This window comes from Microbacterium sp. Leaf151 (assembly GCF_001424225.1).
In the GTDB taxonomy this organism is placed as follows: domain Bacteria; phylum Actinomycetota; class Actinomycetes; order Actinomycetales; family Microbacteriaceae; genus Microbacterium.
Map to the genome: position 1 here is coordinate 694,581 of NZ_LMOR01000001.1, position 24,354 is coordinate 718,934.

Consider the following 24,354-nt stretch of genomic DNA (forward strand, 5'->3'; position numbering starts at 1 on the left):
TGTCGATGGGATGTACGTCCGATCATCTTGCCAGACCGGGCCGCTCGGCCCGCCGACCCTTGCAGATAACTCTGAGAGAATGTACCCATGGCCAACCACACCGCCGTCGCGACCTTGCACACCAACCACGGCGACATCGTCGTCAACCTGTTCGGAGACCACGCTCCCCGGACCGTCCGCAACTTCATCGGTCTTTCCGATGGCTCGCAGGAGTGGACCAACCCGGCGACGGGTGCCAAGGGCGACGGTCCCCTGTACAAGGACGTCATCTTCCACCGCATCATCCCCAACTTCATGATCCAGGGCGGCGACCCGCTCGGTCAGGGCGTCGGCGGACCCGGCTACAACTTCAACGACGAGATCAGCCCCGAGCTCGACTTCACCCAGCCCTACAAGCTGGCCATGGCGAACGCGGGTCTCGGCCGCAACGCCATCACCGGTCAGCCCGAGGGCACGAACGGCTCGCAGTTCTTCATCACCACCGACCCGACTCCGTGGCTCCAGGGCAAGCACACCATCTTCGGTGAGGTCGCAGACGACGCCTCGAAGGCCGTCGTCGACGCGATCGCCGCCGTTCCCACCGCCGCTGGCGACCGCCCGATCGAGCCCGTGGTGCTCACCTCGGTCGACGTCGTCTCGGTCTGACCTCACGGGCGGCGGCGGGTGTCCACCACCGAGGAGTTCCGTCGCAACAGCGACAACTTCTGTTACCGGCATCCTCACCGGCAGAGCTTCGTGCTGTGCCAGCGGTGCATGCGCACCGTCTGTTCGGAGTGCCGCACACCCGCCGCCGTCGGCGTCATCTGCCCGGAGTGCATGGCGCAGCAGCAGGCCGCTCAGACGCCCGCCCAGAAGAAGGCCGAGCGGCGCTGGGCTTCGCGCTCGCGGCCGATGACCGTGGTCGCCTCCGGTCGGCCTCGTGTGACGCTCACCATCGTCGCCGTGACCGGGCTCGTGTACATCATCGGTCTGATCCCGGGTGTCGGCGGGCTGGTCGCGAACCTCCTCGCTTTCAACAGCATCTTCGTGCTGCCTCAGGCGGGGGTCTTCCAACCGTGGCGGCTCTTCACCGTCGCGCTCGTCCACAGCGGGTTCTTCCACGTCGGCCTGAACATGCTGGCGCTGTGGTTCATCGGGCGCAGTCTCGAGCCGATGCTCGGCCGCGCGCGCTTCCTGGTGCTTTATCTGTTGGGGGCGCTGGGCGGGTCGGTGGCCGTGACGCTGCTGGCTCCCGGCGTCTGGACGGTCGGAGCGTCGGGGGCGATCTTCGCGCTCTTCGGGGCATTGCTCGTCATCGGGCGGCACATCGGCGCCGACATCCGCGTGATCGGCATCCTGATCGCCATCAACTTCGCCTGGCCGTTCGTTCTCGCGGCCATCAACGCCATCGGTTCGGGCGACTTCATCGGGTCACTGACCGCCGTGGGCATTTCGTGGCAGGCCCACCTCGGCGGGCTGATCACCGGCGCACTGGTCGGACTGATCTACGCCCGTACGCGCACCGCGTCGCGACGCGGTGTGCAGATCGGGTCGCTCGTGGGGCTCGGCGTCGCGCTGCTCGCGCTTCTGGCGATATCCGCCGTGCTGTTCTGATGTGAGTTATCCACAGGTTCATCCACAGATGGGGATGAATTACACCGGTGTAAGTCAGCGCCACCGGGTGGTCATGAGGAAACCCACGAAGGCGATTCCGAAGCCGATTACGAGGTTCCAGGCGCCGATGCCGGGGATCGGGAACGTGGAATTGCTGAGATAGAAGACCAGCACCCACACGAGACCGACCAGCATGAGACCGATCATGATGGGGAGGAACCACACCGGGTTCGGAGCCGAGTTGCCATCGGTGCGTTCTGCGATCGGGTCGTCGCCTTTGCCAGTTCGAGCCATGGGCCACAGTCTAATGCTCAGCGGTCACCGAACCCACGGAACTAGAATCGCCCCGTGCAGACCGACACGCAGCCGCTGACCCGCCGTGATCGGCGTGCAGCGTCGACGCCTCCGCCCGCACCCGCCCCCCGTCGACGGGTGTCGGTCATCGGTGTGATCGGCGATCTGCTCGTCACGGCGGGGGTCCTCGTGCTGCTGTTCGTGGTCTGGCAGCTGTGGATCGGCGATGCCATCATCGGCGCCCAGTTCAAGGACGAAGGCAAACAGCTGAGTGAGCAATGGGCAGCCGATCCCCAGATCCCGGCGCCCAGCGCCTCGGCCGCGCCCGACGCCCCCGACCAGCCCGCCGGCCCCCCGACGGCGGAGCCGCCCGCGCTGGAGCAGCCGGGCGACGCCGAGCGATTCGGCGTGGTCCACATTCCGAGATTCGGTCCCGACTACCTCTTCACCGTCGCGGGCGGTGTCAGCGCGTCGCGCACCCTCGACCCGATCGGGCTTGGACACTACCCCGACACCGCGATGCCCGGTGCCGTCGGCAACTTCGCCATCGCCGGGCACCGGGGCAGCCACGGTGCACCCTTCGCCGATCTGCCCTCGCTTCGCGTGGGAGACGCGGTCGTGATCGAGACCGAAGAGGGGTGGTTCACCTACCGCTACCGCAACCTCGAGTACGTGCGGCCCGACGGTGTCGACGTTCTTCTCCCGCTGCCGCAGCAGCCACAGGTGCAGGCAACCGACCGCGTCATCACCATGACCACTTGCAGCCCGCGCTACGGCTTCTCGGAGCGCGCGATCGCGTACGGCGTCTTCGAGTCGTTCACGCCCCGCACCGACGCGGGTCCCCCGCTTTCCCTCACCACTGGAGCAGCCTGATGTACGGAGCCCTCTGGCGAGTCTTGCCGGGTCCCTGGTGGATCCGTCTCCTGATCGTCCTCGTGCTGCTCGCGGCCGTCCTGTATGGACTCTTCTTCTACGTCTTCCCCTGGGTGAGCGACATCGTCTATCCCCAGGAGGTCACGGTCGAGTGACCGCGTGGCGCGTCGCGGTCGTCGACAACCGCGACAGCTTCGTCCACACCCTCGCCGGTTACGTGCGCGACCTGGGTGCGGTGACCTTCCTGCGTGCAGCGGATGACCCGGCACTTCCCGGTCGGATCGTGCGCGACGCCGACGCGATCCTCATCTCACCCGGCCCGGGTCACCCGGATGACGCCGGCTCCTCGGTCGAGGTGGTGCGAGCGGCCTATTCGGAGGGCGTGCCGGTCCTCGGCGTCTGCCTCGGTCATCAGGCGATCGCCACGGCTTTCGGCGCACGCGTGGGACACGCTCCCGAGCTGTTGCACGGGATCACCAGTGTCATCCGCCACGAGGGGGCGGGGGTCTTCCAGGATCTACCCGACGGGTTCGTGGCGACTCGGTATCACTCCCTCGCCGTCGACCCCGGAACGCTTCCCGCCGAGCTCGAGGTGACCGCGCGCACGGAGGAGGGCGTGATCATGGGCATCCGGCATCGTCGTGCACCGATCGAGGGAGTGCAGTTCCATCCGGAAAGCGTGCTCACCGAGGGCGGCCACCTCTTGCTCGGTCGCTGGCTCGAGGACGCCGGTCTGCGCGGTGCAGCGGCGCGCGGCCGGGGTCTTCACCCCCGCGGGGTCAGGAGCCTGAGCACACCGTCAGCGTGATCTCGCTGTGGACCGGCACCTCACCCGGCGCCAGCGACTGCGTGGCGACCGTCGGCGGGTTCGCGGCCCGGCATCCGGGGTCGTCCTGTCGCTGGACCGCGAGCTGCTTCTCTTCCGACTCCAGCTCGCGCTGCGCCGCCTCGAGGGTGTACCCGGTGTAGTCGACGATCACGACCTGACCACTCGCGATGACGAGGTTGACCGTCGTGCCCTTCGCCACGGCAGCGCCGGACTCGAGGGTGGATGAGATGACCGTTCCCTCGGCGAGGGCGGGATCGTTCTGACGACGGATGGATCCGACCGCCAGACCCGCCGCCTCGAGGGAGGAGCGCGCTTCGTTCTCGTTGATGCCCTCGAGCGTGGGCACGGTGGCGGTGTCGGGACCGCTGGACACGTACACGGTGATCTTCTGGCCCGCGGCCACACTCGTGCCCGCTTCGGGCACGGTGCTCACCACGTTGCCCGCAGCGATCTCTTCGTCGGATTCGTTCACGCGGGCCGTTGTCAGCTGCTGCCCGGTCAGGGTCTCGGCGGCGCGTTCGTACGACATGTCGACGACGTTCGGCACCGTGAGCGAGGTCGTGGGCACCTCGTCGTTCGGCTGGATCTGCATCACCCAGATCAGCACGGCGACCAGGAGCACCGCGAGCACGCTGACGCCTGCCCAGATCCACGCCACAGGAGGACCCGCCTGCGTGCGCCGCATCGTCGTGTCGGTGCTGAGCTGTCGCAGAGATCGAGCGGTTTCTGCCGCCTGCCGCGGATTCGGCCCGTACAACTCGTTCGAGAGCGCCGACATCTGGCGCTTGGTAGGCGCCTTGCCGTCGGCGGTCTCATCCAGCGCCTCGCGGAAGCTCGCGGCATCCTGCGGACGCTGGAACGGGTCTTTCGCGAGGGCGCGGAGCACGATGGCATCCAGTGCCCGCGGGATGGACTCGTCGATCTCGCTGGGAGGGAGGGGAGCCTCGCTGACGTGCTGGTACGCGACGGCGACCGGCGTGTCGCCCCGGAACGGCGTTCGCCCCGTGAGCAATTCGTAGAGCACCACACCCGTGGAGTACAGGTCGGCACGGGCGTCGACCGATTCGCCCTTGGCCTGCTCGGGCGAGAAGTACGCGGCGGTGCCGACGATCGCCGTGGTCTCGGCGACGGTCGAGGACGAGTCGGAGACCGCGCGGGCGATGCCGAAGTCCATGACCTTCACACGGCCGGACTCGGTGATCATGACGTTGCCCGGCTTGATGTCGCGGTGGACCACGCCGGCGCGATGCGAGTACTCCAGCGCTTCCAGGATGCCGTCGATGTAGCGCAGCGCGTCGTCGGTCGGCACCTTCCCCTGCCCGATGACGTCTTTCAACAGGCGCCCGTGCACGAGCTCCATCACGATGTACGGGACGGGCCGTTCGACACCGTCGACACCGGTCTCGGCGTCTTCGCCCGCATCGAACACGCGCACGATGGTGGGGTGGGCCATGCGCGATGCCGCCTGCGCCTCGAGCCGGAACCGCGTGCGGAAGGCCGCGTCGCCGGCCAGGTCGGACTTCAGGATCTTGATGGCGACCGTGCGGCCGAGCGTCTGGTCGTACCCGCGGTAGACGCTCGCCATCCCGCCGCGACCGATGAGGTCGTCGACACGATAGCGCCCGGAGAGGACGCGCGTCTCAGTGGTCACGAATGGAGCTCCTGGCGTGAAAACGGGTCGGTCAGTTGGTCGTCGCGGTGGGTGACGGCGTGGGCGTGCTGTTACCGCCCGTGATCGACGCCGATGCTTCGCCCGAGGGACCGGCCTGACGGTCGGGGCTACCCGAGCAGCTGACGGTGTAGGTGACCCGCAGCGTCTGGCCGGCGGAGTTGCTGACCTTCAGCGCGGCGTTGCGCGCGTCGGGCGGGAAGGACGACGTCGACTGACCGTTCGCATCGAACGTGCCGTTGGTCGCCGTGAAGTTGTACGAGGTCACCGAACCGGTACCCGACGGGCAGGTGTACTGCTGCCAGGCCACCTGGATGTCGCTACCGGCCGAGACCGACGCGCTCGGGAGGGTCGGCGTGCCGGGCGTCTCGAGCGGCGTCTGCTCCGCGTAGAAGCGCACCGTGATGGTGGTGCCCGCTTCGACTCCACCCGTCGGGTTCACGTTGTAGATGAGTCCGACGTCGCTCGCTTGGGTCGCCGCGTTGCCCACCTGGCAGTCGGCGACGAGCTCGTTCTCCTCCAGGATGGCTCGGGCGTCATCGCACGTCTTGCCCTCGAGCCCGAGGGACGACACCTCGATGCGCTGCGAGCTGGGCGTGGGTGTCGGCGTCGTCGAGGTCGGCGACGGCGTGGGTGTTGGCGAGGGGGCCGCGCTCGTGGGAGCGGGCTCGGGCTCGCTCTGGTTGGAGATGACGTTGAAGAGCGTGACGCCCAGGACGAGGGCCAGCAGCGCGATCAGGGCGATCAGCGGCCACGTCCACCGCGAGCGCTTCTTCTGCGGGGCGGGGTCTTCTTCGATGTGCTCCTGGGTCAGCAGCGAGGTCGCCGCAGCCGGCGTCGGCATCAGCCGCGTGGCGGCGGACGTCTGACCGGCGGTCAACAGCTGCGTGGCCTCGTCGGCGACTGCGGCACCCGCGGCGACGGCCGGTACGGCGGCGGCGGCGGCCGTGAGGTCTCCGCGGCGGAGCGCCGTCGCTGCGCGCGACACGGCGGCCGAGGACGCGGGACGGTCTTCCGGCTTCTTGGCGATCATCGCCATGACGAGGTTCTGCACCGGCACCGGCACGGTGGGGGGCAGCGGCGCGGGCTGCTCGTTGATCTGGGCCATCGCGATGGCAACCTGCGACTCGCCCGTGAAGGGGCGCTTGCCGGCCAGGCTCTCGTACGCGACGATGCCCAGCGAGTACGTGTCGGTCGCGGGTGACGCGGGGTGACCCGACGCCTGCTCGGGCGAAAGGTACTGCACGGTGCCCATGACCTGACCGGTCGCCGTCAGCGGCACCTGGTCGGCGATGCGAGCGATGCCGAAGTCGGTGATCTTTACCCGGCCGTCGGGCGTGATGAGCAGGTTTCCCGGCTTGATGTCGCGATGCACGAGACCGGCGGCGTGCGCGGCCTGGAGGGCTGCTGCGGTCTGGGCGACGATGTCGAGAGTCTTGTCGGTCGACAGCGACCCCTCGCGCTCGAGGATCGTGGAGAGCGCCTCACCGGGCACGAGCTCCATGACCAGGAAGGCGCTGCCGTCTTCCTCGCCGTAGTCGAACACGCTCGCGATGCCCTCGTGATTGACGAGGGCTGCGTGCCGGGCCTCGGCGCGGAAGCGCTCGAGGAACCCGGGGTCGCCCATGTACTCGTCTTTGAGGATCTTGATCGCGACCGTACGTCCGATGACGTGGTCGGTCGCTTCCCAGACCTCGCCCATGCCGCCGATCGCAATCCGCGACTCGAGCTCGTACCGCCCGCCGAAGGTCACACCCTGTGTCGGTCTCATGTACCCAGCACCGCCTCCATGACCTTCTTCGCTATCGGGGCGGCAATCTCGTTGCCGCTCCCGCTCTGCCCCTGGCCTCCGCCGTTCTCGACGACCACGGCGACGGCGACCCGGGGGTCATCCGCCGGCGCGAAGCCGGTGAACCAGAGAGTGTAGGGACGGGAATCGTTCTCCGCGGTGCCGGTCTTACCCGCGACCGGGACCCCGTCTATTCTTGCATTCGATGCCGCGCCGTCCTGGACGTTCGCCGTCATCATCGACACCATCTGCGCCGCGATGTCGGTTTCGAGCGCCCGCCCGAATTCGCTGCTGCTTCCCTCGCTCGCGACCGACAGGTCGGGTCTGATCACCCGGTCGATCATGCGCGGATTCATGACCACGCCGCCGTTCGCGATGCCCGCAGACACCATGGCCATCTGCAGCGGCGTCGCGCGCACGTCGCCCTGACCGAAGCCGCTCAGGGCGGTCTGAGGAGCGTTGGGCGCGTCGGGATAAGTGGATGCCGTGGACTGCAGCGGCATCGAGAACTGCGTGTTGAAGCCGTACTTCTCGGCTTCGGCACGGATGGCGTCGTCGCCGAGATCGACCGCCAGTTCGGCGAACGGGATGTTGCAGCTGAGCCGCAGCGCCGTGGCGATGGTGACGGTGTCGCCTTCGCCGCACGTGCCGCCCCCGGCGTTGCTCACGACGTTCGTCGACTGGGGGAGCGTGTACGCCGCGAGGTTCGGGAAGGCCGAGTCGGGGGTGTACCGACCGGATGCGAGTGCGGCCGAGGCCACGACGAGCTTGAACGTCGAGCCGGGAGGGTTCAGATCGCCCTCGATGGCCCGGTTGTCGAGCGGCTTGGACGCGTCGGCGACGAGCTGGTCGTAGGCCGCGTTCACGGCATCCGTGTCGTGCGACGCGAGGGTGTTCGTGTCGAAGCTGGGCTTGGAGACCATCGCGAGGATGCGGCCCGTCGAGGGTTCGATCGCCACGACCGCGCCCTGCTGGTCACCGAGTGCATCCCAGGCCGCCTTCTGCACGCTCGCGTCGACCGAGAGTTCGACGTTGGCGCCGCGCGGCAGCTGGCCGGTGGCCGCGCGCTCGATGCGCGAGAAGTAGTCCGCATTGTCGGAGCCGCTGAGCACGCCGTTCTCGGTCGCCTCGATACGCGTCTTCGAGTCGAGCACCGGGTTCATATAACCGGTCACGGGCGCCCACATCGCGGCATCCGTGTACTGGCGCTGCCAACTGAACACATCGTCGGAGGGTACCGACGACGCGATGGCCGTGCCGCTGGCGATGATCGAACCGCGCTGCACCTCGTACGAGTCGTAAAGGGCACGCGTGTTGCCCGCCGTGTTCGTCAGGGCGCCGGCCTGGACGACCTGGATGATGCTCGTCGAGGTGAATAGGGCAAGGAACATCGCGAGCATGACGATGCTGAGGCGGCGGAGCTCCTTGGTCACGGTGCCTCCTTCGTCGACGGGGCGGGTACGGGCGGGACAGGGCGTGTCATCAGCCGATCACCACCCGGGGGCGGCTGCGGACCGCGTCGGAGATGCGCAACAGGAACGCCACGATGATCCAGTTCGCGATGAGCGAGGATCCACCGGCGGCGAGGAACGGCGTGGTCAGCCCGGTCAGGGGGATCACGCGAGTGACACCGCCGACCATGATGAACACCTGCAGCGCGATGGTGAACGAGAAGCCCGTCGCGAGGAGCTTTCCGAAGTCGTCTTGGCCGGCGAGTCCGATCCGGATGCCGCGACTGGTGAACACCATGTACAGCGCCAGGATCGCGAACAATCCCACGAGCCCGAGTTCTTCGCCGAGGCTGGGCACGATGTAGTCGCTCTGCGAGAGCGGCGTGATGTACGGACGCCCCTGCCCGAGGCCGGTGCCGAACAGGCCGCCGTGGGAGAGGCCGAAGATGCCCTGCACGAGCTGGTAGCTGCCGCCGTCGCGCTCGATGACTTCGGGGTCGAAGGCGCTCAGCCAGTTGGCGAAGCGTCCGTTGACGTAGGGAAGGACACGGGATGCCAGGAACGCACCGCTCGCGACCAGCACGAGACCGATGACCACCCAGCTCGTCTTGCCGGTGGCGACGTACAGCATCGCCACGAACATGCCGAAGATGAGCAGGCCCGTACCGAGGTCGCGCTGGAGCACGATGATGCCGAGCGAGACGAGCCAGATGATCAGCACGGGGCCGAGCTCGCGCGCGCGCGGCCACGTCATGAACAGGAAGCGCGTACCGGTGGAGGTGAGGCTCTCGCGCGTGCGTACGAGGTAGCCGGCGAAGAAGATCGCCAGGCAGATCTTCGCGAGCTCGCCCGGCTGGAACGAGACGAAGCCGAGTGAAACCCACACGTCGGCGTTCTGGTCTGTGCCGAGGCCCGGAACGAACGGCAGGAGCAGCAGCAGGATGCCGATGAGGCCCGACAGGTAGGTGTAGCGGAAGAGCACGCGGTAGTTGCGCACGAAGATCAGCACGGCGAGGGCGGCGACCATCGCGATCACAGCCCAGGCGATCTGGCGGTGGCCCGTGGCATCCCATCCGCTGGCCTGATCGGCCAGGTCGATGCGATAGATCATCGCGATACCGAGACCGGTGAGGACGGTGGCGATGGGCAGCACGAACGGGTCGGCGTCGCGGGCGCGCAAGCGCAGCACGATGTGCGTGACGAGCGCCAGGACCGCGGGGATGCCCGCGAGGATGAGGAACCCGGTTTCGACGGCACCGGTCGCCCCGAGCTGGACGAGGGTGACCGCCGCACCGTAGACGGCGATGGCGAAGACGAGCAGTCCGAGCTCGCGGTTGCGCTGCGTGGCGGGCACACGGATCTTCTTGAGGGCGCGCATGACGGCGGTGTCGGTGGACACGGCATCCGTCGACCGGGTGAGCTTCTGATCTGTCATCCGCTTACCTCCGGGGCGGGGCGCAGGCGATCGACGATGCTCTGGGCGTCGGCGAGCGAACCGGCCGAGATGGTGGTCTCCACCGTCTGCCGATCGAATTCCGACAGGTCGTCCAGTGCGACGTCGGTGTCTTCGTAGACCGTCGAGAGCGTGAGGGGGCCGATGGACTGCTGGATGCCGCGGTAGATGACGACCGAGTTCTCGTCGGCACCCACGTAATAACGCGTCTGGGTCCAGTTGTAGCCGGCGAACAGGCCGAGCCCGATGCCGGCCAGCACGATGAGCAGCGCCGCGAGCCAGCCGAACCGCCGGCGACGCGCGCGGCGACGGTCCTCTTCGATGAGCTCCTCGAGGAACTCGGCCGCGGGCTCGAAGTGCGTGGGCTCGTTCGCGACCTGACGGGCGTGGTGCAACCAGCCGCCGCGTCCGGTGCGCGCGGCGGGGACGACGACGCCACTCGGGTTGGACGCCGAGCCGACGACCGTCGGGGTGCCGATGAATACGGGGTGCTGACCTCCCACGTCGACCAGGACGACGGTGACGTTGTCGGGAGCGCCGCCGTCGAGCGCCTGCTTCAGCAGAGCGTCAGCCGTGCGCGCCGGTGGCATGCCCAGCGCGAGGGTCTTGGCGGTGTGGTCGTCGTCGACGACCCCCGACAGTCCGTCGGAGCACAGCAGCCAACGGTCGCCGTCCTGCGTCGGCATGATGAAGCTGTCGACCTCGGGGTCGGGGTCCATGTCGCCGAGCACGCGCATGAGCACGGAGCGCCGCGGGTGGTAGCGCGCCTCCTCCGGGGTGATGCGGCCCGAGTCGACCAGGCGCTGCACGAAGGTGTGGTCGGCGGTGATCTGGGTGAGCGTGTCGTCGCGGTACAGATAGATGCGCGAGTCGCCGATGTGGCCGATGACGGCGTAATCGTCGACCATGACCAGCGCGCTCACGGTAGTCCCCATGCCCGCGAGTTCGGGGCGGCGTCCCACCGTGTCGATCAGCTCGGTCGCGGTGTCGGCCAGGGCGTCGCGAATGGCGTGCTCGGCATCGGTCGGCGAGCGGAACGGCTGGTCCAGCTCGGTGAGGCGACCGATGGCCAGGCTCGAGGCCACGTCGCCGCCCGCGTGCCCGCCCATACCGTCGGCGACCACGAAGAGATTGGACCCGGCGTAACCGGAGTCCTGGTTGTTGGAGCGCACCTTGCCCGTGTGGGAGATGGCGGCGCTCGAGCCCTGGAAGACCATGGAGGTGGCTTACGTCCTCAACTCGAACGTCGTCGCGCCGACCTTGATCGGAGCACCCACCTTCACCTGCACGGGAGCCGCCACGCGCGTACCGTCGTGAGAGGTGCCGTTCGTGGAGTCGAGGTCTTGCAGCATCCACTGTTCGCCCCAGAGCACGAGGCGAGCGTGGTGGCTGGAGGTGTAGTCGTCGCGGATGACGAGGCCGGACTCGCTCGAGCGTCCGATCGTGAGCGGCTCGGTGCCGAGCGGCAGCTCGAGCCCTGCCTTCGGGCCGCTCGTGATGACGATGCGCGAGACGGTCGCGGTGGTGGCGAGCCCGCCCGCCGGGGCGGGGGCCGGTGCGGAGGGACGCTTGACCTGGGTGGTCACGGCATCGGGCGAGGCCACGGGGGCCGCGGCCGCCGGAGCGGGGGATGCCACCGGCTCGGGGAGCTTGCGCACCTTGACGCCGAAGAGGTCGGCGCGCAGCGAGTAGACCACACCGAACACGAAGAACCACAGCAGGACGAGGAAGCCGCCCTGCAGAAGAAGAAGAGTCAGCTGACTCATGACTGGGGTCCCCGTTCCCGGACGTCGAAGATGCTCGTGGCGTCGGGCGCCTGCGGGCGCCGCGGCGGCTGCGCCTGCGCGACCACACGGAACACGATATTCGTGCGGCCGATCGAGATCGTCGAATCGGGCGGCAGGGCCGCCTCGGACACCTTGTGGCCGTTGAGGGTCGTGCCGTTGGTCGAACCGAGGTCTCGGACCATTGCGCGCTCGCCGTCCCAGAGGATCTCGACGTGTCTGCGGCTGGTGCCGGCGTCGGGGATGGTGATGTCGGCATCGCTGCCCCGGCCGATCACCGTGCGCGATCCCGTGAGCGGATGCCGCGTGCCGTCGATGTCGACGACCCCCCGCCAGGCGATGCGGCCCTCGGTGGTCTGCGAGTCGACGCGCAGCGTTCCGGTCGACAGGGAGGCGTCGCGCTCGATCGATATGGCGACGGGGCCGGCGAACGAGTAGCCCTGAGTGCGCGCGTGCTTCTTGACCAGGGTGTCGAGTTCGGAGACGAGGGTCGAGCCGAGTGCACTCATCTTCTCGTCGTCAGCGGTCGAGAGGCGCACCGCGAAGGTGTTGGGGGCCAGGATGCGATCACGCGTGACGACAACGGCCTTCTTGTCGAGCTCGCTGCGCAACGCGGCGGCGATCTCCACCGGCTGGATGCCGCTGCGGAAGGTCTTCGCGAACGCACCATTGACGGCGCGTTCAAGACCTTTCTCGAAACTGTCGAGTAGTCCCACGAGACTCCTTCGGGCAGGCAGACCAGTAGGCACATCGTAGTCAGCGCGGCTGGGCAGGTCATGGACGTCGCGTGCGGGGCCCGCGTTTCGTGAGGCGGTCGCCGCCGTGATATTCTCGGGAAGTTGGTCGCGTGGCATCCTCGATGCCGCGTATGCGCGAGTGGCGGAATAGGTAGACGCGCTGGCTTCAGGTGCCAGTGCCTTCACGGGCGTGGGGGTTCAAGTCCCCCCTCGCGCACACAACGAAGAAGGCCCCGGGTTCATCCCGGGGCCTTCTTCTTCGTCTGGGAGAGCGGGGGGTTCGCCACCCGTGCGGGTCGGGCCGCCGCCGGTCACTCGCCGGCGGGCTCGGTGTCTCTCGCAGACCAGAGATCGCGCCGCGACGCGTGACCGAGCTTGCGGAGAATACGCGCGACGTGGAACTCCACCGTCTTCACGGAGATGACGAGTTCGCTCGCGATGGTCTCGTTGGTGTGTCCGCGAGCGGCCAGTCGCGCAACGTGGCGTTCCCTGACCGACAGCAGGTGGAAGGACTTCTCCCTTTCCAATGCCTGTCTCGTGCGGACAGCGGCGGCGGACGCTTCCAACCCGTGGAAGATGCGCAGGGCCTCATCGAGATGCAGATTGGCTTCGTCGTCCCGTCCGGCTTCGCGCTCCAGCGACGCCGCGGAGAGGGCGACGAGAGCTGACGGATAGGGGGTTCCCAGGCTGAGCAGGCGTGCGGACGCGAACTGGGCCCGGGCTCGTCCGACATCGCCGCGAGCCGCCGAGATCCGCCCTGCCAGCCACTCGGGGTGGCCGTGCACCAGCGGCACAGCCGGTCGACGACTGACCAGCGTGGTGAGATGCCGGCACTCGTCGTCGGCCTCGTTGAGGCGTCCCACACCGATCAGTGCCCCGATATGCAGCGCCCGCCACGCGAAGAGTCCGATGCGCTCCGACCAGTCGGCGACGGAGCTCTCCCGTATCGGAGCGAGGGCTTCCAATACTGCCGCGGGATTCATCCGCTCTCGGGCGATCCAGGCATCCGCCGTGGCCACGTGAAGCGCGACGAACGGCGAGGGGCGGTGCGCGAACGCTTTCGCGGAGGCGAGTGTCGCGTCGGCACGCGCATCGTCACCTCGGGCGGCCGCGATCATCGCGATGACGGCTTCGGTCGCCGCAATACCCCGGAGGTCGCCGTTCCGACGGCCGGCCGCGATGGTACGCAGGCCGCGTTGTTGAGCTTGCGTCCAGTTGCCGAGGTGGAAGTCGATCACGGTGTGTTCCGACATGCGCCGACGCAGCACCGCCATCGTGGCGTCGGCGAGGGCATCCCCCCGCTTCAGGTCATCGTGGGCAGCGAGAGTACGCCCGCCGTAGAAGTGGATCGCGCCGCGCAGCAGGAGCGTGTCGGTGTGTTCGAGTCGGCCGGAGTCGGCATCCAGGAGGCGGTCGGTGATGCTCAACGCATCGACGATGTGCCCGTTCGCCCACTCCGCGGACGCGATCTGCATCCACATCACACGGCGGAGCAGTGGGCGAATGGGATCGCTGCGGGGCACGGGTGTGGCTGCTGCGGCGCGCCCCGCGTCGAGGGCCGCTGCCGTCTGCCCGATGATGGCGCGCGCGGAGGAGATGATCACGAGCGCCAGCGCACGCCCGCGTCCCCGGAGCTCGTCGTCACCGGTGGCGCGCAACAGGGCGCTGAGCGTGTCGATGGCCTGCTCGAACTGCCCGGCGAAGTACGTCAGTCCGGACAGGAGCACGTCTCGTAGCGGGCTCCTCGTGAGCGCGGCGACGTCGGCGCCGAATTGGCGCGCGAGGTCGAGGTCCTCGGCCAACCCGATGATGCAGCCTGCCTCGAGCAAGAGACGTTCGCGTTGGTCTGATTGCGGGTGCGCTCTGCTCGCGCGGGCGAGAGCGAGGGCGGCGGCATGCCAGTCCCCTGTCTTCAGAGCCGCGAGCCCGTCTTGTTCGAACTCGTCGGCGAGGGAAGCGTCGCCCTCTGGGCCGAGCGCTGCCAGGAGGTGGTGGGAGCGCTGCGGGCCTTCCGTGGCCGCCGCCAGCGTCCTGTGTATCTCTCGGCGATCCTCCGTACTGACCGCCTCCCGGGTGACGATCCGGAGGAGTTGCGAATCCAGACGCAGGCCGAGACCGCCGTCCTCGAGCAACGGACCGAGGCTGCGACGTATCGACCGAACGGAGAACCGTCCGCCGAGCGCCCTTCCCACAACGGCGGTGGGGAGCGCGCCGTCGGCGTGGGCGAGCAGATCCACGACCGCTCGCTCGCCGGCGTCCAGCGACGCCAGCAGCTCCGTCGCCGCGCGCGTGAGCGCCGGCCCCGGGTCGTCGCTGCTTGCCTCACCACGCTGAATCGCGCCCAGCCACGCGGGGTTGCCGGCTGTCGCTGCGACACGCGCGTCGGATGAGGTTGCACTCGACGGAGCGGGCTGAGCACCGGACGCAGCATCGGCCGAGACGCCGCGCAGCCAGAGCCGGATGCCGGGCACCCCGCCGGCGAGGAGGTCCACAGCCGTGCGGGCGAAGTGCCGCCTCGGCGGACGGGCGCTGATCAAGACGAGGAGGGGCCGGGCGGATTCATCATCCAGGAGGCGGGTGAGAAGTGCTGCGCAGTCACCGCCGACCTCGTCGGCATCGTCGAGGAGCAGACAGACGAACTGCTCCGAGGGGAGAGCCCGAATGGCGTCGCGCGCCACCATGAAGGATGCGTAGTCGGGTCGCGCCCAGCGCACGACGCTCGCCACGCGGCGAACGGCGTCCCGCGCGATCTCCTCGAGCAACGCCGTCTTTCCCGCCCCGGGCTCACCCTCTACGAGCACCAGGACCGGCCGGCCCCTCGACGCCGCATAGGCGGCGCGCGCGCCAGCGGCGAGCTCTGCGTCCCGACTCCCCAAAGTCGTGCGGACTGACATCCATCGTCCTTCCTGCTGGGGTTTCACCCTAGTCCTGGGTGTTTCTCTGCGGCCCGGTGGATCAATCTCTCCGCCGCATGGTCGGATGCGATTGCGGGCCGATCCCGCTCACATCGTCCAAGGAGTCCCCGTGTCCGACATCATCTCCGCCGTCCTCACCACGGTCATCGGAAATTACATGATCAGCTGCTTCGTTCTGGGGCTCATTGTGGCGTCGGTCCAGACGGCGCGATGGAAGGGCCAGCGCACCGCCGCGGTCATCAGCGGGCTGTTCTTGAACGCCTATCTCCTTTATGGCATCGGCGTGGGTCTGGCCATCAACGCCGTGATGCATTCCGTCTTCGGCGACTTCGCCGCCGAACAGATCGGATGGGCTCAGTCCCCCTTCCAACTCGAACTGGCGCTCGCCAGTGCGGGGATCGCGGTGATCGCGATCATGGTTCACGGCAGACGCAGCCCGGTGCTGTCCAAGGCTGCCGTCACCATAGGCGTCGCCATCTTCGGTTTCGGAGCCGCCGCCGGGCATGTCTTCCAGGCCGCGGTCAATGGCGATACCGCGGTCGACAACGGCGGTCTGCTTCTCGCGGGGGACGTCGTGCTCAACCTGATCGGAATCGCCTTCGTCGTCTGGCACGCAGTGGCCATCGGTCGCGAGGGCGTCGTTCCCACCGACGCAACCGTCGACCACGCCGTGCCCGTGCGCTGATCTCGTCCCGCAGACGGGGAGCGCTGGAGTGCACCCCGCGCAGTCGCCCCCCGAATTCGCCGGCAGTCGACTCGGCACGGTCGGAAACGGGTGCGCCGACGTAGAAGTCCCGGAGGGGTGACCCTCCCCGTTCAAGGAAAGCCGATGAGTACACCCACACCGACCCGAACCACTCCGCACCGTCGACGCATCCTGGGTGGTCTCCTGCCCTTCATCGGCGTCATCCTGTTCGTCATCGCCACCGTCGCTCAGTTCGCCGGTGGGGCCGGCGAGAACTGGGGACCCACCCTGGTGACGAATGCCGTCGTCTACATGATCGGATGGGCCGGCATCGGCGCCGGGATCTCGCACATCTTCTTCGGCAACCGCATCTCGAAGACGATCGGCTTCGAGAAGAGCCCTTACGAACTCGAGGTGGGATTCGCCGACCTCGCCTTCGGTATCGCCGGGCTCATCGCAGCCAACTTCTCCCCGGATTACTGGCTCGCTGTCATCCTCTCGAGCTCGATCTTCCGTGTGGGTTGCGGTATCGGCCACATCCGCTCGATGATCCGCGACAAGAACTTCGCCATCAACAACACGGCCATCCTGTTCGTCAACTTCGTCGTACCGGCATTCCTGCTCTTCGCTTTCTTCACCTGGGCGCAGTACCGATGACCACCACGCCTGCGGACTCGCATTCGCCCGTCAGGAAGGCACTCGTCGTCGGCGTGGTCGGCCTTGCCCTCGTCCTGCTGGGGGGCGCGTCCGGCTGGGCACTCGCCCGAGCAGCTGCCCCCGAGATGACGCCGGCGGGGGCATCGCCGTCGGCGGTTCCGGAACAGGATTTCTTCTTCCAAGTCGTGGGCTACCAGACGGCCAATCAAGGCGGTCAGCGCCTCAACATGTTCTTCCACTATCGATACGACGCCGGCATCGCCGTCAGCGCCATCCCCAACTACGTCGACATCCGAACCGACGCACTGGAATTCATGGACGCGGTCGACGCCGCCGAGAACCCGTACTGGGAAGTCCTGGCCGAGCGACTGTGCTCTCAGTTGTCGGATGCGTATCCCGTCGAGTCCATCTCCTGCCAGCTGCAGGTCTACCCCGACGATCGGCCCGATCTCCCGTACGAGCCCGGGTACCACGGCACCACCTACACGATCGGCGATATCGAGCCGCTCGCCATTCCGGGACCGACATCGTCTGTCGAGCAATGCGCCCTGGGCGACGTGGAATGCGCGTCGAGATGACCTGCGAGGTGTCGTAGCCGCAGGGAGTCATTCCCGTCTCGGCTCGGAACCGACGGGTGAAGTCGCGAGGTTCTGCACCACCTGGGCAAGGCCGATGTCCACCGCGGTCCGCCCGTTGGCGTCGGCGTCGGTGCGCGAAAGATGGCGCGCGACGAAGTGACGATCGTAGGTCGCGATCCCGTCGTGCGGGACATCCGCCCCCACCACGGCGACCTGCCCTGGGCGCGGGAGGTCTTCACCGGACCGTGAGTACACCGCTGTCCTCGTGCCTCTCCGCGGTGGGAGGACACAAGGACAGCGGTGCACCGCGCACGGAGCGGTCAGGCGGCGCCGTAGTGCTGCTGCCGCGAGCTCGTTCCCTGCGATGCGTACGCATCGAGCACGGCGTCACTGATGCGACCGCGATCGGACACCTCGAGGTTGTTGGCCCGTGCCCATTCCCTGATCGCACGTCGCTTCATCGTGCGCTGCGACCTCGTCAGATGACGGGCGTTCTCGAAGCCCTCGGTCCTGGCGGCAGCGATGAACGGTGCCAGAGCCTCACGGAGCTTCTCGGTGTTGCCTCGCGTCAAATCGATGGAGTATTGAACTCCCTCGAGAGCAAATGACACCGGGGTGGAATCCAAGTCCAACTCGGATCCGTCCAAGTCGTCGAGTCGACGAAAAATCTGCTCGAGTGCCACAGCACTCCCCTCCCATTGTGCCCCCACACATAACCAATCATAGCGGCCGATCTCTCGATTTCCAGGGGTCGTTGATCGAGTCGAGATCATGTATGTGAATCGACCTCGGGCGCGCCGCCGAGCCGGAGGGGGAACGGCGACGAGCCCGGGATGCGGGAAAACTAGCGACTTTCTGCGCCTGCACCCCCGCGTGCACGCGCGCCACACAGAATTCGCGGCGCCGCGCAACCCACCCCCGAAAGTTGCTTCCTGGGAGGAACCTGGACATAACGAGAACCCCGCCCTCGAGCGGGCATCGGTTCACACTCGCGAAAGGAACAACAATGGGATTCTTCGGATTTCTCCTCCTCGGACTCATCGCCGGCGCCATCGCCAAGCTGATCCTCCCCGGCAAGCAGGGAGGCGGCTGGATCATCACGCTCGTGCTCGGCGTCGTCGGCGCGCTGCTCGGCGGCTTCCTGGGCAGCCTGCTCTTCAACGCCCCCCTGCAGGACTTCTTCTCGATCCAGACGTGGCTTCTCGCCATCGGCGGTTCGATCGTCGTTCTGCTCATCTACGGCCTCATCGTCGGACGTCGCGCCGCGCGCTGACGACCTGAGAAAGGCCCGGGGCGGTGGGACCGCGCCCCGGGCCTTTCGTCGTTCCAGACTGCTCGTCAACCCGGCCCCGTCTCGGCATCCCCCCGGAATACCGTGGGCTCATGCCCCGTGACACCCCCTCTGCGCAGACGATCGTCCGCCGCATCGTTCAGACGGCGTCGGCCGATGTCGAATCCACCGAAGCCGCAGCCCTCGCCGACGTGCCCGATGGATTGCACCAGCACCGCACCGTCGTACGGAGGCTGCGAAGCGTCGTCACGGCGTTTCGACGGATCTTGCCGGCAGGGGAGACCCGTGAGTTGAACGAGGCCCTGAAGACGTGGGGTCAGTTGCTCGGCCACGCGCGCGACGCCGAGGTGCGCGCGGAACGCGCCGAAGACGCCCTGATGGAAACCGGAGTGGACGATGCCGACGCGCGTCGCCGGCTCGTGGGCGACGAACGTGCGGCATACTGCCACCTCCATGCGCGAGTCGTCGCGGCGCACGAGACAGAGGAGTCCCGCGCCCGCACCCAGCTCGTTCGCGAAGCAGGACTGCGCCTCGAACTCGACGACGCCGACGCCAAGTCGAAGAAGGTCTTCCGTCGTCTCCTTCACGGGGAGGCCGACCGTGTCGCACGAGCGGCGCGACGCAGCGACGGCTCGATCGAGCGCCTTCACGACGTGCGCAAGGCCGCGCGTCGGCTGCGCTACCTCGCTGAAGCCGTCGACCGCGCTGATCCTGAGCTGCTCGGCGGCGACGCTCGACGCGTGGGACGCTCCGCGAAGCGCGTGCACAAACTGTTGGGGCATCACCGCGACGACCTGCTGCTGGCCGAACGTGCGAACGACCTCCACCGCCGTGCCTTCACCGCGCAGGAGGACACTCGTCCCTATGACGCGGTCGCCGCGCTCGCGGCCGAGCGGGCCGAGGCCCACCTGAAGGATGTGCCGAAAGCCCTCAAGACGGTGAAGAAGGCGGCCAGGCGCCTGGGCTGACCCACCGCGGACGCCGATGCTCCGTCGCCCCCGTCTCTCGTTCCTCGTCGTCCTGATCGTCGGCGGGGCGGTCGCGTCGATCGTGGTGTGGCCCCAGGTCATCGGCATCCACCGGCTGCCGTTCGTCGCAAACGTCCTCTCGCTACGCGGGGTACTCGCGAGTGCTCTCGGTGTGCTGGCACTGCTCGTCGGCGGGGTGGCCGTGCGGCGGAAGACGTGGGGTGTCAGCGCCGCCCTCGCGCTTGCGCTCGCCATCGCCTCCGTGGGGAATGCCGGCGTACTGATGGTCCGCGGGTGGGGCGCGCCTGCGGTCGAGGGTGACCTCACCGTCGTGGCGTGGAACGCGTACGGGGGCGGGGCCTCACCCGAGAGCGTTGCGCGTCTCGTGCGCGACACCGGCGCCGACGTCGTCAGTCTGCCCGAGACCGATGCTTTCGACGCGGCCGAGATCGTCGGCATCCTGGCCCGAGACGGAGTGTCCATGCGACACCACACCGTCGCCGCGGCCCCGGGCGGAGAGACGATCCCGACGTCGATCCTCATCTCGACCGCGCTGGGGGCCTATACGCGAGATGCGTCGATCGCGTCGACACCCGGCCTGCCCAGCGGCGTCTGGCGGCCCGTCGACGGCCGCGGGCCCACACTCGTGGCCGCTCACCCCATGCCGCCCCTGCCCCGGGTGATGGACGAATGGGACGCGGGCCTGCGGTGGATCGCCGAGCAGTGCCTGGATGCCGACGTGATCGTCGCGGGCGATCTCAATGCCACCGTCGACCACTTCGCCGGCCTCGGAACCCGAGGCGGGATGATCGGTGGATGCCGCGACGCCGCGGCCGAGGCCGGCGCGGGCGCCCAGGGAACGTGGCCCGTGCGGCTCCCCGTCGCCTTCGCGGCCCCCATCGACCACGTGCTGGTCGGCGCGGGCTGGCGCGCGGAGTCGTTCTCCGTGCGCACCGACTTCGACGGGGCCGGCAGCGATCACCGGCCGATCGTCGCGACGCTCACGCGCCGGTGAGCGCCGGCGTCACTCGAGGGTCGGGGGCAGGACGTAGACGACGTCGTCACCGTCGCGTCGGTGCTCGACGAAGCCGATGCGGGCGAGGACGTCGTGGGACGGATCGTCGCTCGCGGCGACGCACGCGTACAGCGGCCGGTCGGCTTCGCGCGTGGTCAGCAGGCGCAGTGCCTCGGTGGACGCGTCGCCCTCGGTGTCGGGTGCGACGGCGAGAAGGACCTCCCGGTCGCCGTCGACGTCCAGCGCCGCGGCGATGCCGACCACCGAGGCATCCTGGACGATGGCGAGAGCGACGACATCGGTGCGATCCGTCCACGCGTCGAACGAGGGGCGATCGTCGAACGTGGCACGCGGCCACGCGGATCCGCTGGCGTGAACGGCCGAGAACACGGCATCCCGGTCGTCGTCGTGAAGATCGCGTAGCTCGATGTTCGGCATGCCGTCACGCTACTGGCGTCGGACGTCGCCACCGCCGCACTTGTGCGGTCAGGAGAAACCGTGCAGAGCGAGGAACGTCCAGGTGGCGCCGTTCGCATCGCGCGCGGCGACCTGCGTACTCAGGTGACGGAAGAGCGTCTCGCGCGTCTCGTCGGAGATGCTCTCCCAGCCGTCGAGATTGCGTCGCAGGACGAGGTCGGTCTGCTCCAACGCCCGCGAGAAGACGATGTTGCGTGATCCGGATGCCATGTGGGCGTAGAAGGTCAGCACGGCGGTGACGTACGACCGCGACGTCTCGGCGTCGCGCATGCCATCGACGAGGTCGACGGCGACATCGATCTCGTCGTCGGTGCACCGCGCCAAAGCCACGCGGATGGCACCTGCGATGGTGTGGGCGGCGTATTCGCGCATGTCGACACGGGCTCGGTCGGTGACTTCGGACACCCGCGTGTACCGATTGGCCGCGATCTCGACGAGGCCGATACGCTCCAGCTTCTGCAGGGCCTCGCGCACCGGTGTGCGGGAGATGCCCATCAGTTGAGCCAGCTCGACGTCGCGCAATCGGTCTCCCGGCCGCAGACGACCGTCGACGATCGCCCCGCCGAGGGCACGATACGCCTCGTCGACGAGGGCCGAAGCGCGGCGGCGATCATCCATCAGGCGGAGTTTACGGCTTCCAGATATCACAGAACATCGACATAAGTTACTGTTTCTTCGATTTCGTGTCGCGCGCACGCCTCGACGCCGGTATTGTCATCACGTCACGCTTGCGTGGCATATCCGGGGGGATCCGTCGACGCCCGGGCTTTGAGCCCTGCTCAGCCCGGGCGTCGTATGGGCTCCGGGTGCGTGAGGCCCCGTTTCGTCTCTCGCAACGTTTGTGTCACAGTGCCGTGCGCACGGGGAATCCGCCCGTTACCGTGGGGGCACAGTCCGGCGCGCTCGGTGTCGGCTCGAGCGGGAAACGGCATCAGGATGAGCACGCAGGGCACGGTCAAGTGGTTCAACTCGGAGAAGGGCTTCGGTTTCATCGCCCCGGATGACGGCGGGCAGGATGTGTTCGCCCACTACAGCGCCATCCAGTCGGGCGGCTATCGCTCGCTCGAGGAGAACCAGCGCGTCGAGTTCGAGGTCGCCCAGGGCCCGAAGGGCCTGCAGGCGGAAGACATCCGCCCGCTCTGACACCTCGCACTCCGAAGCGGATGCGCCCCGGCCGACAACTGCGTCGTCCGGGGCGTTTCAGTTGTCGGACCGGACGAGATCCACCCCGGCGGCCGCGAACTGGCGGATCGTCGCGTGCGGGAGGAACGCCCGTGTGAGAGCCGCGCCGATGCGGGTGAGATCCGCCTCATCGCGGTAGAGCAGGTACAAGGTCTCGTAGCGCGGGTGGAACTTCTGCTTGAAGCGGTGCAGCGAGGCGAAGCCGTACACGGGTTCGAGCGCGTCGGCCATGCGCTTCTGCAGGTCGGCGATGACACCGGCATCCGCGGGGTACTCGTGCGCCAGCGGCGCCCCCGACAGCGACATCACGTCAGCACCCTCGGCGGAGAACTGCCGGGCCGATGCGCCGATGAGAAACTCCATCACAGGGCCGAAGCCACCGTCGCGGCGCCGCATGAGGTCGAGGGTCCATCCGCGGATCGCACCATCGCCGTAGATGGGCAGCCACGACAGGAACCCGTCGACGTCTCCGGCGGGCGACACCGCGAGGGCGATCCGCACCTCGGGGTCGGATGCCTCGTGCAACGTGCCGAGCGTGAAGCCCATCTCGGGCAGGCCCTTGTCGCCCACCCAGCTCTCGGAGATCGCACGCAGCTGTTGGCGGACACCCCAGCTCTCGTCGCTCAGTCGGGAGAGGCGGAACGTCATGCCCTCGCGCTCAGCCCGATTCAGTGAGGTGCGCACGGCCCCCCACGCCTTGCCGGTGAACTGCAGGCCCGGGAGGTCGACCACCGTGTCGTCGGCCACGACGATGCTGCGCCATCCGCTCGGCACGGCGGCGAGGGTCGCTGCACCGGCGCTGAAGAAGCACGGGGCCAGCCCCGCCGCTTCGGCGCGATGGATGAAGGCGCGCACCGTGTCGGCTCGCGCGTCCGCGGGACCGAGCGGGTCGCCGAGAGCCAACGCCACGCCGGAGCGCCGTTGATACGCCACGATGCCGCGACCGAAACGGGCGTACGACATGCCGTCCCACGTCGTCATCCACGACAGGGTCCCGCCACCGGTGGCGCTCAACTCCTTCTTGACGTCGTCGGGCGTCGGTGTCGGGGTATCACCGAGGGCAGCGCGCGGACGGGCGCGGAACGCCGCTCGCACCAGCACGAAGTAGACCGACGCCACGATCCACAACGCCGACGAGGCCAGGACGCTGGTGACATCGGCATCCAGGTCGGCCTCGATGCCCTCGACTCCGGAGAGCGACAGGATGCCGACGACGAGCACCACGAGAACGAGGTTCAGGGCGCAGTAGACCATGACGACGAGCCACGCCCACCGGCGGCCGCGTCGCAGGGCGGTGGCCACGAGGAGGACGATCGCCGTGTTCACCGCGACGTCGATCCACGACCCCGAGACCGCCGCGGAGGTGCCGAACGGGCCGGTCATGGGCGCGACGTAGCCGAGGATCTCGATGGCGCCGAGCGCGCACAGCACGACGAAGGCGACCAGACGCTGTTCGCGCACGCTCACGCGCTGCGGGCGCAGCGATCGGTCGACGGCCAGGACCAGCAGCACCGCGAGGACGTGCTCGAGGTCGGGCAGCGAGCCGTAATAGAAGAACGACACGAGCAGCACGGCGAGGAAGACCGTCCACGCGCGCAGACGCCACGGGGAGGGGAGCAGCGCGAGCGCGACGGCAAGGCACGCGAACAGGCCGCCCGACGGACCGACGTCGAGGGCGGTCGCCTGCTGCTGTGCCCACGACCACGGCAGGAGCGCAGCGCCCCAGAGGAACGCGGAGGCCGCGAGGACGGAGAACAGCTGGCCTCCGGCGAAGGTGACCGCCGCGACGCGGGAGCCCCGGCGCGCCTCGAGGAACGCCATCGCCGCGAGGACCGGGATGCCGGCCGCATAGACCCAGGGGGAATCGACGAAGAAGGTGCCGGTGATCGGCGTCCACCACCGACCGGCCGAGAGGGCGGGAAGCCCGTAGGCGACCGAGGAGAACAGGTCGGAGTCGGCGAAGGGCCGCCACAGGCCGCCGGAGAACAGTCCCACCAGCAGCAGGATGCCGGCGAGCGTCAGCGTGACCGGGACGCGCCTCGCCACCGCGAGGGAGCGAGCGACGAGGGTCTTCTGCGCCATGCCGCCCACCATAGGGCACGCGTGCGTCGTGA

At 68.4% G+C, this 24,354-nt stretch carries 26 protein-coding genes and 1 tRNA gene; 13 read left to right on the plus strand and 14 right to left on the minus strand.

Annotated elements, in window-relative coordinates; genetic code table 11:
- Positions 1–87 precede the first annotated feature (87 nt).
- Both ASF76_RS03125 and ASF76_RS03130 read left to right on the plus strand, forming a co-directional pair.
- Complete coding sequence (locus ASF76_RS03125; protein ID WP_055952744.1) at positions 88–645, plus strand: peptidylprolyl isomerase; 558 nt, start codon at positions 88–90, stop codon at positions 643–645.
- Positions 646–663: 18 nt separating this feature from the next.
- On the plus strand, positions 664–1,593 hold the full coding sequence (locus tag ASF76_RS03130; RefSeq protein ID WP_055952747.1) for a rhomboid family intramembrane serine protease: 930 nt from the start codon (positions 664–666) through the stop codon (positions 1,591–1,593).
- Positions 1,594–1,647: 54 nt separating this feature from the next.
- Here the strand turns inward: ASF76_RS03130 and ASF76_RS03135 are convergent, their stop codons facing one another.
- Entirely contained in the window at positions 1,648–1,887 is a 240-nt protein-coding gene (locus ASF76_RS03135; protein WP_055952750.1) for a cell division protein CrgA, read from the minus strand.
- Positions 1,888–1,941: 54 nt separating this feature from the next.
- Between ASF76_RS03135 and ASF76_RS03140 the strand changes: the two genes are divergently transcribed.
- From ASF76_RS03140 to ASF76_RS03145, 3 genes are read left to right on the plus strand one after another with little or no spacing between them, the layout of a single operon-like run.
- Complete coding sequence (locus tag ASF76_RS03140) at positions 1,942–2,760, plus strand: class E sortase (protein ID WP_082484809.1); 819 nt, start codon at positions 1,942–1,944, stop codon at positions 2,758–2,760.
- Positions 2,760–2,915, plus strand: a complete 156-nt coding sequence (locus ASF76_RS17285) for a hypothetical protein (RefSeq protein ID WP_200936071.1) — start codon at positions 2,760–2,762, stop codon at positions 2,913–2,915. Before ASF76_RS03140 ends, ASF76_RS17285 begins: the two co-directional genes overlap by 1 nt.
- Positions 2,912–3,568 (plus strand): anthranilate synthase component II, encoded by a 657-nt coding sequence (locus tag ASF76_RS03145; protein ID WP_055952754.1) that lies wholly within the window; start codon positions 2,912–2,914, stop codon positions 3,566–3,568. The genes ASF76_RS17285 and ASF76_RS03145 overlap by 4 nt, the downstream gene beginning before the upstream one ends.
- On the opposite strand, the gene pknB is transcribed toward ASF76_RS03145, so the two are convergent.
- The 7 genes from pknB to ASF76_RS03180 are packed head-to-tail and all read right to left on the minus strand — an operon-like array spanning position 3,540 to position 12,451.
- The gene (gene pknB, locus ASF76_RS03150) at positions 3,540–5,240 is read right to left on the minus strand and encodes a Stk1 family PASTA domain-containing Ser/Thr kinase (RefSeq protein ID WP_055952756.1); all 1,701 of its coding nucleotides are present in this window, start codon (positions 5,238–5,240) and stop codon (positions 3,540–3,542) included. The genes ASF76_RS03145 and pknB overlap by 29 nt on opposite strands.
- 31 nt (positions 5,241–5,271) lie before the next feature.
- Positions 5,272–7,029, minus strand: a complete 1,758-nt coding sequence (locus ASF76_RS03155) for a protein kinase domain-containing protein (protein ID WP_055952759.1) — start codon at positions 7,027–7,029, stop codon at positions 5,272–5,274.
- Positions 7,026–8,480, minus strand: a complete 1,455-nt coding sequence (locus ASF76_RS03160) for a peptidoglycan D,D-transpeptidase FtsI family protein (RefSeq protein ID WP_055952762.1) — start codon at positions 8,478–8,480, stop codon at positions 7,026–7,028. The genes ASF76_RS03155 and ASF76_RS03160 overlap by 4 nt, the downstream gene beginning before the upstream one ends.
- Positions 8,481–8,529: 49 nt before the next feature.
- On the minus strand, positions 8,530–9,933 hold the full coding sequence (locus tag ASF76_RS03165; protein WP_055952765.1) for an FtsW/RodA/SpoVE family cell cycle protein: 1,404 nt from the start codon (positions 9,931–9,933) through the stop codon (positions 8,530–8,532).
- Entirely contained in the window at positions 9,930–11,168 is a 1,239-nt protein-coding gene (locus ASF76_RS03170; protein ID WP_055952767.1) for a PP2C family protein-serine/threonine phosphatase, read from the minus strand. The genes ASF76_RS03165 and ASF76_RS03170 overlap by 4 nt, the downstream gene beginning before the upstream one ends.
- Positions 11,169–11,177: 9 nt before the next feature.
- A complete protein-coding gene (locus ASF76_RS03175) occupies positions 11,178–11,717 on the minus strand; it encodes an FHA domain-containing protein FhaB/FipA (protein ID WP_055952770.1) in 540 nt (179 codons plus the stop codon).
- On the minus strand, positions 11,714–12,451 hold the full coding sequence (locus ASF76_RS03180; protein WP_055952773.1) for an FhaA domain-containing protein: 738 nt from the start codon (positions 12,449–12,451) through the stop codon (positions 11,714–11,716). Before ASF76_RS03180 ends, ASF76_RS03175 begins: the two co-directional genes overlap by 4 nt.
- Before the next feature lie 154 nt (positions 12,452–12,605).
- On the opposite strand from ASF76_RS03180, the gene ASF76_RS03185 reads away from it, so the two are divergent.
- A tRNA-Leu gene (locus ASF76_RS03185) sits at positions 12,606–12,689 on the plus strand.
- Between the two features lie 94 nt (positions 12,690–12,783).
- Here the strand turns inward: ASF76_RS03185 and ASF76_RS03190 are convergent.
- Positions 12,784–15,366, minus strand: a complete 2,583-nt coding sequence (locus ASF76_RS03190) for a helix-turn-helix transcriptional regulator (protein ID WP_082484810.1) — start codon at positions 15,364–15,366, stop codon at positions 12,784–12,786.
- Positions 15,367–15,496: 130 nt separating this feature from the next.
- Between ASF76_RS03190 and ASF76_RS03195 the strand changes: the two genes are divergently transcribed.
- The 3 genes from ASF76_RS03195 (at position 15,497) to ASF76_RS03205 (ending at position 17,307) form a co-directional block, all read left to right on the plus strand.
- The gene (locus ASF76_RS03195) at positions 15,497–16,072 is read left to right on the plus strand and encodes a DUF6790 family protein (RefSeq protein ID WP_055952779.1); all 576 of its coding nucleotides are present in this window, start codon (positions 15,497–15,499) and stop codon (positions 16,070–16,072) included.
- Positions 16,073–16,216: 144 nt separating this feature from the next.
- Positions 16,217–16,729: a DUF6790 family protein gene (locus tag ASF76_RS03200; RefSeq protein WP_055952782.1), complete on the plus strand. Its 513-nt coding sequence runs from the start codon at positions 16,217–16,219 to the stop codon at positions 16,727–16,729.
- A complete protein-coding gene (locus ASF76_RS03205) occupies positions 16,726–17,307 on the plus strand; it encodes a hypothetical protein (protein WP_156459103.1) in 582 nt (193 codons plus the stop codon). The genes ASF76_RS03200 and ASF76_RS03205 overlap by 4 nt, the downstream gene beginning before the upstream one ends.
- Before the next feature lie 27 nt (positions 17,308–17,334).
- On the opposite strand, the gene ASF76_RS03210 is transcribed toward ASF76_RS03205, so the two are convergent.
- Positions 17,335–17,511 carry a hypothetical protein gene (locus ASF76_RS03210; protein WP_156459104.1) on the minus strand — a complete coding sequence of 59 codons (177 nt, stop codon included), beginning with the start codon at positions 17,509–17,511 and terminating at the stop codon, positions 17,335–17,337.
- Positions 17,512–17,627: 116 nt separating this feature from the next.
- Positions 17,628–17,990 (minus strand): histone-like nucleoid-structuring protein Lsr2, encoded by a 363-nt coding sequence (locus tag ASF76_RS03215; protein ID WP_082484811.1) that lies wholly within the window; start codon positions 17,988–17,990, stop codon positions 17,628–17,630.
- A gap of 323 nt (positions 17,991–18,313) precedes the next feature.
- Here ASF76_RS03215 and ASF76_RS03220 point away from each other — a divergent pair, with 323 nt between their 5' ends.
- The 3 genes from ASF76_RS03220 to ASF76_RS03230 all read left to right on the plus strand — a co-directional run bounded on the left by ASF76_RS03220 (position 18,314) and on the right by ASF76_RS03230 (position 20,581).
- Complete coding sequence (locus ASF76_RS03220) at positions 18,314–18,580, plus strand: GlsB/YeaQ/YmgE family stress response membrane protein (RefSeq protein WP_055952793.1); 267 nt, start codon at positions 18,314–18,316, stop codon at positions 18,578–18,580.
- Between the two features lie 110 nt (positions 18,581–18,690).
- A complete protein-coding gene (locus tag ASF76_RS03225; RefSeq protein ID WP_055952796.1) occupies positions 18,691–19,566 on the plus strand; it encodes a CHAD domain-containing protein in 876 nt (291 codons plus the stop codon).
- Between the two features lie 16 nt (positions 19,567–19,582).
- Complete coding sequence (locus ASF76_RS03230) at positions 19,583–20,581, plus strand: endonuclease/exonuclease/phosphatase family protein (RefSeq protein WP_055952799.1); 999 nt, start codon at positions 19,583–19,585, stop codon at positions 20,579–20,581.
- 9 nt (positions 20,582–20,590) lie between these two features.
- Here ASF76_RS03230 and ASF76_RS03235 read toward each other — a convergent pair whose 3' ends face one another.
- A complete protein-coding gene (locus ASF76_RS03235; RefSeq protein ID WP_055952802.1) occupies positions 20,591–21,019 on the minus strand; it encodes a hypothetical protein in 429 nt (142 codons plus the stop codon).
- A gap of 48 nt (positions 21,020–21,067) precedes the next feature.
- A complete protein-coding gene (locus tag ASF76_RS03240) occupies positions 21,068–21,676 on the minus strand; it encodes a GntR family transcriptional regulator (protein WP_055952805.1) in 609 nt (202 codons plus the stop codon).
- Between the two features lie 318 nt (positions 21,677–21,994).
- On the opposite strand from ASF76_RS03240, the gene ASF76_RS03245 reads away from it, so the two are divergent.
- Positions 21,995–22,201 (plus strand): cold-shock protein, encoded by a 207-nt coding sequence (locus tag ASF76_RS03245; protein ID WP_055952808.1) that lies wholly within the window; start codon positions 21,995–21,997, stop codon positions 22,199–22,201.
- A gap of 57 nt (positions 22,202–22,258) precedes the next feature.
- On the opposite strand, the gene ASF76_RS03250 is transcribed toward ASF76_RS03245, so the two are convergent.
- Entirely contained in the window at positions 22,259–24,322 is a 2,064-nt protein-coding gene (locus tag ASF76_RS03250) for a bifunctional lysylphosphatidylglycerol flippase/synthetase MprF (protein WP_055953405.1), read from the minus strand.
- Between the last annotated feature and the right edge of the window lie 32 nt (positions 24,323–24,354).